8 protein-coding genes and 2 pseudogenes are annotated in these 8589 nt (G+C 71.8%); 6 read left to right on the top strand and 4 right to left on the bottom strand.

The genetic code is table 11. The features are described 5' to 3' along the window. Positions 1–195: 195 nt before the first annotated feature. From ACIBCA_RS03990 to ACIBCA_RS03980, 3 genes are read left to right on the top strand one after another with little or no spacing between them, the layout of a single operon-like run. Entirely contained in the window at positions 196–723 is a 528-nt protein-coding gene (locus ACIBCA_RS03990) for a PadR family transcriptional regulator (protein WP_396281206.1), read from the top strand. Continuing rightward, positions 720–1442 carry an ABC transporter ATP-binding protein gene (locus ACIBCA_RS03985; RefSeq protein WP_396281205.1) on the top strand — a complete coding sequence of 241 codons (723 nt, stop codon included), beginning with the start codon at positions 720–722 and terminating at the stop codon, positions 1440–1442. The genes ACIBCA_RS03990 and ACIBCA_RS03985 overlap by 4 nt, the downstream gene beginning before the upstream one ends. After that, positions 1439–3754, top strand: a complete 2316-nt coding sequence (locus tag ACIBCA_RS03980; protein WP_396281204.1) for an FtsX-like permease family protein — start codon at positions 1439–1441, stop codon at positions 3752–3754. Before ACIBCA_RS03985 ends, ACIBCA_RS03980 begins: the two co-directional genes overlap by 4 nt. A gap of 195 nt (positions 3755–3949) precedes the next feature. Here the strand turns inward: ACIBCA_RS03980 and ACIBCA_RS03975 are convergent, their stop codons facing one another. The 4 genes and pseudogenes from ACIBCA_RS03975 to ACIBCA_RS03960 all read right to left on the bottom strand — a co-directional run bounded on the left by ACIBCA_RS03975 (position 3950) and on the right by ACIBCA_RS03960 (position 6407). Next, on the bottom strand, positions 3950–4207 hold the full coding sequence (locus tag ACIBCA_RS03975; RefSeq protein WP_396281203.1) for a hypothetical protein: 258 nt from the start codon (positions 4205–4207) through the stop codon (positions 3950–3952). 137 nt (positions 4208–4344) lie between these two features. Continuing rightward, entirely contained in the window at positions 4345–4740 is a 396-nt protein-coding gene (locus ACIBCA_RS03970) for a hypothetical protein (RefSeq protein ID WP_396281202.1), read from the bottom strand. Between the two features lie 339 nt (positions 4741–5079). Then, positions 5080–5457 (bottom strand): annotated as a pseudogene (locus tag ACIBCA_RS03965) (DUF3626 domain-containing protein); the annotation flags it as partial. Between the two features lie 23 nt (positions 5458–5480). Next, complete coding sequence (locus ACIBCA_RS03960; protein ID WP_396281201.1) at positions 5481–6407, bottom strand: MerR family transcriptional regulator; 927 nt, start codon at positions 6405–6407, stop codon at positions 5481–5483. 73 nt (positions 6408–6480) lie between these two features. Here ACIBCA_RS03960 and ACIBCA_RS03955 point away from each other — a divergent pair, with 73 nt between their 5' ends. The 3 genes and pseudogenes from ACIBCA_RS03955 to ACIBCA_RS03945 all read left to right on the top strand — a co-directional run bounded on the left by ACIBCA_RS03955 (position 6481) and on the right by ACIBCA_RS03945 (position 8565). After that, complete coding sequence (locus ACIBCA_RS03955; RefSeq protein ID WP_396281200.1) at positions 6481–7230, top strand: maleylpyruvate isomerase family mycothiol-dependent enzyme; 750 nt, start codon at positions 6481–6483, stop codon at positions 7228–7230. Positions 7231–7694: 464 nt separating this feature from the next. Next, a pseudogene (locus tag ACIBCA_RS03950) lies at positions 7695–7841 on the top strand (site-specific integrase); the annotation flags it as partial. A 130-nt stretch (positions 7842–7971) separates the two neighbouring features. Continuing rightward, positions 7972–8565, top strand: coding sequence for a helix-turn-helix domain-containing protein (locus tag ACIBCA_RS03945; RefSeq protein WP_396281199.1), 594 nt, complete (start codon positions 7972–7974; stop codon positions 8563–8565). The last annotated feature ends 24 nt before the right edge of the window (positions 8566–8589 follow it).

The raw sequence follows: 8589 nt of genomic DNA, 5'->3' as shown, positions 1-8589 counted from the left end.
CCTCGAAGCGCCCGGCCCGTTGCAGGATCCGCCACTCGGCGGCTGCGACGGGCCGGGCGTTCGCGCGTTCGAAAGGGCTGGTGACCTGCGAGAACGGAGCGATCGGCGGAACTTCCGCGCCCTGTCGGGCTTTTGACCGATGATCAAAAACAGAGCGTATAGACGCGGCGTATACGCTGAGCGTAGTATTGCGGCATGAGCGTTCCGCTGACCCTTCTGGGGCTGCTCGATCGTGAGCCGAGCTATGGCTACGACCTCAAACACGACTACGACGCGTTCTTCGCGCGGGGGAAGCCCCTGTCCTTCGGGCAGGTGTACGCCACCCTCAGCCGGCTGGCCCGGGACGGGAAGGTGGTGCCCGGCGAGACGGAGCCCGGCGACGGCCCGGACCGCAAGCGCTACGTGATCACCGAGGTCGGCCGGGGCGAGGTCGAGACCTGGCTCCTCGAACCCGTGGTGCCCGATCCGAGGCTGCAGCCCCTGCTCTTCACCAAAGTCGTCCTGGCGCTGATGCTGGGACGCGACGCCGCGGCCTTCCTCAAGGCCCAACGCGCCTCGCACATAACGCGGATGCGCGAGCTGACCGAGATCAAGCGCAACGGTCCGTTGATGGACGCGCTGCTGGCCGACCACGGCCTCTTTCATCTCGAAGCCGACCTCCGCTGGATCGGGCTCACGGCAGCCCGACTGGACTCACTCGCAGAAATGGTGGAAAACCGATGAGCCCCGACAACCTGCCCGAACGGCAGCCTTCACGAGGCGCCATGCTCGAGGGCTGCAACCTCCACCGTTCCTTCGGTCAGACGGCCGCGCTCCGTGACGCCAGCGTCGCGGTGGGCGCCGGGGAGATCCTGGCCATCATGGGCCCCAGCGGTTCCGGCAAGTCGACGCTGCTGCACTGCCTGGCCGGCATCTTCACGCCGGACAGCGGCGAGGTCTGGTTCGACGGACGCCGGCTGGACACGCTCAGCGACGCCAAGCGGACCGAGCTGCGGCGCACCGACTTCGGGTTCGTCTTCCAGTTCGGCCAGCTGGTGCCGGAGTTGAGCGTTCTGGACAACATCGCGTTACCGCTGCTGCTGAACAAGGTGAACCGCAAGGAGGCGTACAAGACGGCCCTCCCGTGGCTGGACCGGCTGGGGCTGGCCGGTCTGGGGGACCGGCGGACCGGAGAGCTCTCCGGCGGCCAGGCGCAGCGCGTCGCGATCGCCCGGGCGCTGGTCACCAAGCCCCGGGTGCTGTTCGCCGACGAGCCGACCGGCGCCCTCGACTCGCTCACCGGCGAGAAGGTCATGGACGTCCTGGTCGGCCTGGCCCGCGAGGAGGGCACCACCGTCGTCCTGGTGACCCACGACGTCCGGGTGGCCGCCTACGCCGACAGAGACGTCACGGTGCAGGACGGCCAGGTGGGCGACTCGCACGTCTCGGAGGCCCGCCGATGATGTTCCGACTCGGCCTGCAACTGGCCCTGCAAGGCGGGAAGGAGGCCCTCACCCGGCTCCTCCTGATCGCCTCCGCGGTCGCGATCGGCGTCGCGGTCCTGCTCTCCGTCCTGGCCGACTTCCACGGCTTCCAGTCCACCAACGACCGCCAGTGCTGGCAGTGCACCAGCGGGCCCGCGGTGGCCGGCCAGGCGCCCGCTCCGGGTGGCGACACGGAGCTGTGGAACTACCGCCAGGACTACTACCAGGGCCGGACCATCGAGCGGCTCGACGTGGCCGCCCTCGGGCCGAACGCTCCGGTCCTGCCGGGCCTCAAGACCCTCCCGGCCGCGGGCGAGTACTACGTCTCCCCCGCGATGGCCGCGCTCCTCGGCTCGGTGCCCTCCGACCAGCTCGGCGACCGCTTCCCGGGCCGGCAGGTCGGCGTGATCGGTGACGACGCCCTGGGCGGCCCGGACGACCTGACGATCTTCGTCGGCGGCACGCCCGAGCAACTCGCCGCGCTGCCCGCCACGATGCAGGTCAAGGCGATCTCGACCAAGCCCGAACTCAACAGCGCGACCAACCTGTACCAGTTCGGCTTCGGCATGGCGGCGATCGCGCTCGTGTTCCCGCTGCTGACCCTGATCGGCACCGCGACCCGGCTGGCCGCCGCCCGCCGCGAGGAGCGCTTCGCCGCCTTCCGGCTGGTCGGGGCCACCTCCCGGCAGGTCAGCGTGATCGCCTCGGTGGACGCCGTCGCCGGCGCCCTGGTCGGCTCGGTCGCGGGCATCGGGATCTTCCAACTCCTGCAGCCCGCGGTGGCCAAGGTGCCGATCAGCGGTGCGCTGTACTTCAGCTCCCGGGTCGCCCCCACGCTCTCCGAGTACATCGCGGTGCTGGTCGGTGTGCCGGTCGCGTCCGCCTGCGCCGCGCTGTGGTCGCTGCAACGGGTCCGGATCTCCCCGCTCGGCGCGGTCCGGCGGACCACGCCCCCGGCCCCCGGCGTGTGGCGGCTGCTTCCGCTGGTGGTCGGTCTGGCGATGCTGATCACCGCCCCGATCGTGCTGCACAAGCCCGCCTCGAACGCGCTGAGCGCGACCGGCGAGCTGCCGCCCGGTCCCAGCAACGCGGCGCTGCCGTTCACCTTCATCGGCCTGGCGCTGACCATGCTCGGCCTGGTGCTCAGCGGCTCCTGGCTGACCATGCAGGGCGCCCGCTTCGTCGCCAAGTCCGCGCGGGGTGCCTCCGGAGTCCTGTCGGCCCGCCGGCTCGCCGACAACCCCAAGGCCGCGTTCCGCTCGGTCAGCGGGCTGGTGCTCGCGGTGTTCGTCGGGACGACGATCGCGGGCGTGGTGCCCGCGGTGAACTCGGGGATGAAGGCGGTCGGCGGCGGCTCCCTGACCAGTGTCCTGCGGACCTCCTTCATGCCGGAGCCGGGCGGCCCCGGCGCGAAGTCCGTGGTGCTCGGGCTGCCGTCGGCGACCGGCACCGAACTGCTGGCGCGCATGCGCGCGTACCCGGGGGCCGACGTGCTGCCGATGTACGCCACGTCGGCGCGGGACGCCGCCTACATGTGCGTCGCGGAGCACCAGTGCGGGCCCACCCAGGGCACGATCGTCTGCAAGGACCTCGAGCGCTTCTCCGCCCTCGGGGAGTGCGCGTCCGGGGCGACGGCGGTGCGGGCCCAGTTCGGGTTCCTGCTCAGCCACGACGACCCGTCCTCGTTGACCCTGCCGTTCGTCGCGCACGACACCCCGACCGCTCCCGGGGACGTCTCCGCGCTGCCGATGGAAGCGGTGCTGATCAAGACGGCCGACGCGGCGACCCTGGAGAAGATCCGCACGCTGCTGGTCTCCTACACGGCGCAGTCGGGCTCGACCACCGCACCGAAGACCTTCGGCGAGGGTGCGCACCGTCGGTCCGAGACCTACGGCGAGATCCAGCAGATCACCCTGGCCGTGGTGGCGGTGACGCTGATCGTCGCCGGCTGCAGCCTCGCCGTGGCGGTCGGCGGCGGCCTGCTGGAGCGCCGGCGGCCCTTCACCCTGCTGCGGCTGGCCGGCACCCCGCCCCAGACGCTCTACCGGGTCGTCGTGTTCGAGTCGGCGGTGCCGCTCGCCCTGGCCGCCCTCGTCGCGGCCGTCGCGGGATACGGCACGGCGGCATCGGTGATCAAGACCCTGGTGACCAACGGGGCGGGCGTCGCCCTGCCCGGCCGGTCGTACTTCCTGACCCTCGGGGGCGGTCTGCTCGCCTCGTTCGCGGTGGTGCTCACGGCGCTGCCTCTGCTCAAGCGCATCACCCAGCCCGACGACGCGCGATTCGAGTAGCGGAGGCCGGGCGAGGAACCAGGTGGCGGTGGCCCGCCCGTCGGTGGTGCACGACGGGCGGGCCACCGCCGTCCGCATCCCGGTCCGCCCCTCGGTGGTGCGCCCGAGGAACCGGATCCGGCGGAGCACGTCGTGACGCCGCGGGGCGGAGTTCAACCGGCGGATGCGTTCAGTTGAACGCCCCGCACGCGTGCCCTACGGCAGCAGCGCCCAGCAGCCGGCGCCGACGAAGAGGCCTCCGGTGACCGCGAGCAGCGCGCCGAACAGGCGCTGGGCGCGCAGCGGCGCGGGCCGGGGCCAGGCGGGCCGCAGGCGCGCGGGCAGCCGGGCCCGGTCGGCGGTCTGACGCGCGGTGGCGCGGGTCGTGATCCCGCGGAAGTCGGCGGTCCACAGAACTCCGAGGACCAGCGCGGGACTTCCGAGCAGAAGGAGGGTGATCGCGGCTTGCGTCATGGTCTCGGCCCCGGGGAGTTGTCGGTCCTGGTGCGGCCCGCAGCCCACAGCCCGCAGCCCACAGCCCGCGGTTCGCAGACTGCAGGGCGCCCCGCCCCGGCTCGAACGGCCGGGGCGGGGCGCCGCGCAGGCGGTGGTCAGTGCCAGGGCTGCCAGATCACGGCACCCGTGGGCTGGCTCGGGAGGCTCACCGTGACATCGAAGTAGTCGGTCGTCACGGGCACGTTGTAGTGCGACTCGTTGCTCCACACGCCGACACGGGTGGAACCGGCCTGGAGGTCCAGCTGGGCGTAGTACGGGCCGTTGAACCCTCCCCACGGCAGGGTGTTCGAGAGGTAGCCGGTGACGTGGTAGCTGTTGCCGCCCACGGAGCAGGCGGTGACCTGTGCGTTCCCGATCGAGTTGGAGGGGCTGAAGGTCACACAGGAGTTGGTCGAGCTGGTCGAGGCCGCCGCCTGGGAGGCGGGGGCGGCGAGCAGCATCAGCGACCCGGCGGTCGCGGCCACGGCCAGCGAACGGGCAAGGCGGTTCATGGGTTCCTCGGCTTCCTTGCAGGTGATGGTTGGAGTGCGCCAAGGGTCGTTGCCCAAACCGTAGTTGGGGTCGACGGGGCGCGGTTCCAGATTCTGTGCGCGCAGGGCCGAGGGGATCAAGCTTTTCGTTCCGCCCCGAACAACCCGCAATCGGCGCTCCGCTTCCGGCTCTTCGTTGTGTTCCGCCGACGGCCTTGGTTTGATCGAGTCGGGAAGGTCTCTGTGCGCTCGTTGACGCGGATGGGCAGAAAGGACGCTCGTGCGGAAACCGAACATCGGCGAACCGTCAGCTGCACGCACCCCAACGATGCCCGCTCACCCGACGCCAATTGTCAGACACGCCCTCAGCCGGAGGTGCGCGGAGCCGAAGCGCGGCGCGCCGCCGGCCGGGTTGCGGCGGTAGTTCAGTGCTCCGTAGACGGGCCGTTCGGCGGCCGGCGCCTCGTCGTACGCGCCGTCGAAGACGCGGCTCTCCCAGCGCCAGCGGTCCCCGCCGGGGTGGGCGGTCAGGCCGCCGTTGCCGGTGCCCGTCACGAACTGCGAGCGGTAGACGCCGCCCTCGGCCAGCGCTTCGAGGAGCGGCCGGCCGTCGGCGAGGCGGTCCGGGTGGAAGTTGAGGGTCACCCGCAGCGTCGGGTCCAGGGCGGGTCCCGACGCCAGTTCGGCGACGTGGGCCAGGGCGCGTTCCTGCGGGGACGGGGAGGCCGTGGTGCTCATGCGCACAGTGTTTCCGGTGGCGATCACCCCGCGCACGCGGATTCCTGGGAGCGGGCGAGGGCGTCGGTCAGCCACAGGTGGGAGGCGGCCGGCGAGGCCGGGTCGGCGGCGGCCTCGGCGGTGAGCCGCCAGTAGCGGCGCATCCGGGGGTCGCGGTCGGAGGCGACATGGGTGAGGAGGTCGTGCCGGAACGCCGGGGTGTCGGTGGCGTTGCGCGCGGCGGCGTGGACGGCGACGAACCGGTCGAGCACCGGGCCCGCCGCGGGCGGCTCGCCCGCCTGCACGAGCGGCCGGGCGAGCGTGCACGCCTCGCCGATGCCGTGCAGGAGGCCGGCCGTGTCGGCGACGAGTTCGGCGTTGGCCCGGGCCATGGCATGCAGAAGACGGATCAGCTCCCGGTCCTGGGCGAGCGCGAACAGCTCGGCGTAGGCGACCACTTGGCGCGGCGAGGGATCGGCGGGCGGCTCGGGCACGATGAGGTGGACGAAGTCGGCGAACATCGCCTCCGGCACGGGCGCGACCATGGCGCGCCGCCAGAAGTCGGTCAGCGCGTCTCGGGCGGCCCCGCCGTCCTGCGCGGCGGCCAGCAGCTCCAGCCGCGCCGCCCGCTCGCCGGGGCTCGCCTCCTCCACGGCGCGCAGCGAGGCCCGCCGCCAGGCCAGGCCCGCCAACTGCACGTCGAGCGCGGCCCGTTCGGCGGAAACCGCCTCGGCCACGGACCGCTCCCCGGCGAGCACCTGCCTGATCGACGGCAGCCCGAGGCCCAGCCCGCGCAGCCGCCTGACGAGGGCGAGGCGCTCGACCTCCGCACGGTCGAACCTGCGGTGGCCGCCGGAGCTGCGTGTCGTTTCGACGATGCCCTCGTCGCAGTAGAAGCGGACGGTCCGTACCGGGACGCCCGTCATTCGTGCGAGATCACCGATTCCCAACGTCTCATCCTGCAAAGGCACTTGAACCTCCACCCGACTGGAACTCCTACCGTACGGGCGTCGGCCCCGTTTCTTCACCGGAGGAGCTTCCACCATGACATCGACCCTTCCCGTCCCGCGGCTCGTAGAGGCGCTGCGGGAGCAGACCGAAGCCCTCGCCCGGGCGGCCGTCGGGCGACCCCCGGAGGGCCGGGTGCCCACCTGCCCCGACTGGACGCTGCGCACGCTCGTCGGCCACGTCGGCCAGGAGCACCGCTGGGCGGCCGGAATCGTGCGCGCGGGGGAGCAGTTGCCCGTCCCCGACCCGAAGGAGGCCGATCCCGGCGCCCCGGAGGGATGGGCGGAGTGGCTGCACGAGGGCGCGGAGCAGTTGGTCCGCGCGGTCGGCGAGGCCGGCGGGGAGGCCGAGATCCGGACGGCCTTCGGCCCGCGGTCGGCCGCGTTCGTCCTGCGCAGGATGGTCAGCGACACCTGTATCCACCACTACGACGCGGCGGGCGCGTCCTTCGCGATCGCCGAGGACCTGGCGGCCGACAGCATCGGCGAAACCCTGGACCTGCTGGCGGCCCCGGGCCTGGAAGCCGTCCGGCCCGCACTCGCCGAACTCCCCGGCGCAGGCGAACGGCTCGGCTTCCGCCCCCCAGAGGGAGACGGCTGGCTGATCACCCGCGCACCCGAGGCAGTGCGATGGGAACGCGGCGGCCCGCTCGAGGCCGACGTGGTGGTGTCGGCCCCGGTCGCGCACCTCATGCTGCTCCTCACCCGCCGCATCCCACCGGAGGACGTTCGAGTGACGGGCGACCGCACCCTCCTCGACCACTGGCTGACGCACACCGCCCTGTAGCCGAGGAGACCCCAAGCGCTCTCCACCACATCCATCGCGGGTGATCACCCGCGATGGATCCGGGCCGTTATATATGTCCCCCACCGTTCCCCACCATCCACCCCCCACCCGCCTGCCGGCGGGTGCCCACCCCGGCTCGCGCCGCCCGGCCTGGGCAGGCCGGGGGCCGGGCAGCACACCACTCCTGCGCGAGAAGTCGGCCTGGCCGACTTCTCGCGCAAACGCGACATCCACACCTGGCTCACCGGCTGGAACGAGCACCCCCGGCCCTTCGCCTGGACGAAGACCGCCGACGAGATCCTCGACAAAGTCGCCGCCTACTGCCACCGAATCTCTGACTCGGGTCACCAGCTCGTCTCTTTCGGATCATCTCGCCGCCCGCCGATGCCTGGCCAAAGCCAAGGGCGCCCGGAGCAAGGCCTGCCGCCGCCCCGGCCCGGGGAAAGTCGTCAGCCCGTGCCCTGCTCGGTGAGCAGGGAGTCTCCCTGCTGATGCTGATGGCCAAGTCTCGGCGCAAGAAGCCGGAGAACGTAAGGCGTTGTTTCCGCCCCTCGGCGGAGGGGATCGCTGAGGTCACCGGCTTGCTTGCCCCGAGAGACAGTCGGCGCTGACCGCGTTGGCGGCAGTCAAGTCGAGCTGGGCTGGGCTGATTCAAGTCCCTTACGCCGAAGCCGTGTTGATCGGCCGCCCCATTCTGAAGCGACTATTGCGAAGTGTTCGCTTCATATCTACGGTGAGGGCATGCGATCGAAGAACCGGCCCGAGCAGATCATCGACCTGGCACGGTTGAGGGCGTTCATGATCCCGCTGCGAATGCAGCTGTACCGGCTGCTGTTCGCCGCGGGTACTGCGACCGCCTCTCAGCTTGCCGAGCATGTCGACGAGACGCCCTCGCTGGTCAGCTACCACTTGCGCAAGCTGGCCGAGCACGGCTTCGTGACCCAGGCGAGCGGCCACGGGACCGACGGCCGCGAGCGGTGGTGGCAGGTGGCGTCCGAAGACGGGTGGGGCTTCCGCGACTCGGACTTCGCGGACACGCCCGAGGGCGTCGCCGCCGTCGGCGCAGTGGCCCGAGGCATCTTCGACACCCGTGTCGCCCAGTACCGCACGTATCTCGACCAGAAGTCAGCCTGGGGGAAGGCGTGGACCGATGCGTCCTTCAGCTCCGAGTGGCTGCTCGACCTCACCCCGGTCGAACTCGCCGAGTTGAGCGACGAGCTCGAGGCGCTGGCCCGGCGCTGGCGGGAGCGCGGCAAGGCCGCCAAGGCGGCCGACGACACGGAGGACCGCGAGCACGTGTCCGTGCACCTCTACGGCTTTCCCTTCCGGCCCTGACTCAGCCGAAGTCCCGACTTCCAG

Origin of the sequence: Kitasatospora sp. NPDC051170, from assembly GCF_044455705.1 — a bacterium.
In the GTDB taxonomy this organism is placed as follows: Bacteria; Actinomycetota; Actinomycetes; order Streptomycetales; family Streptomycetaceae; genus Kitasatospora.
This window is presented reverse-complemented; position numbering and strand designations above follow the sequence as displayed.

What these genes read in the sequence shown, in the direction of transcription:
- ACIBCA_RS03990 (WP_396281206.1), top strand. Translation starts at nt 196, where the DNA reads ATGAGCGTTCCGCTGACCCTTCTGGGGCTGCTCGATCGTGAGCCGAGC.
- ACIBCA_RS03985 (WP_396281205.1), top strand. Translation starts at nt 720, where the DNA reads ATGAGCCCCGACAACCTGCCCGAACGGCAGCCTTCACGAGGCGCCATG.
- ACIBCA_RS03980 (WP_396281204.1), top strand. Translation starts at nt 1,439, where the DNA reads ATGATGTTCCGACTCGGCCTGCAACTGGCCCTGCAAGGCGGGAAGGAG.
- ACIBCA_RS03975 (WP_396281203.1), bottom strand. Translation starts at nt 4,207, where the DNA reads ATGACGCAAGCCGCGATCACCCTCCTTCTGCTCGGAAGTCCCGCGCTG.
- ACIBCA_RS03970 (WP_396281202.1), bottom strand. Translation starts at nt 4,740, where the DNA reads ATGAACCGCCTTGCCCGTTCGCTGGCCGTGGCCGCGACCGCCGGGTCG.
- ACIBCA_RS03955 (WP_396281200.1), top strand. Translation starts at nt 6,481, where the DNA reads ATGACATCGACCCTTCCCGTCCCGCGGCTCGTAGAGGCGCTGCGGGAG.
- ACIBCA_RS03945 (WP_396281199.1), top strand. Translation starts at nt 7,972, where the DNA reads ATGCGATCGAAGAACCGGCCCGAGCAGATCATCGACCTGGCACGGTTG.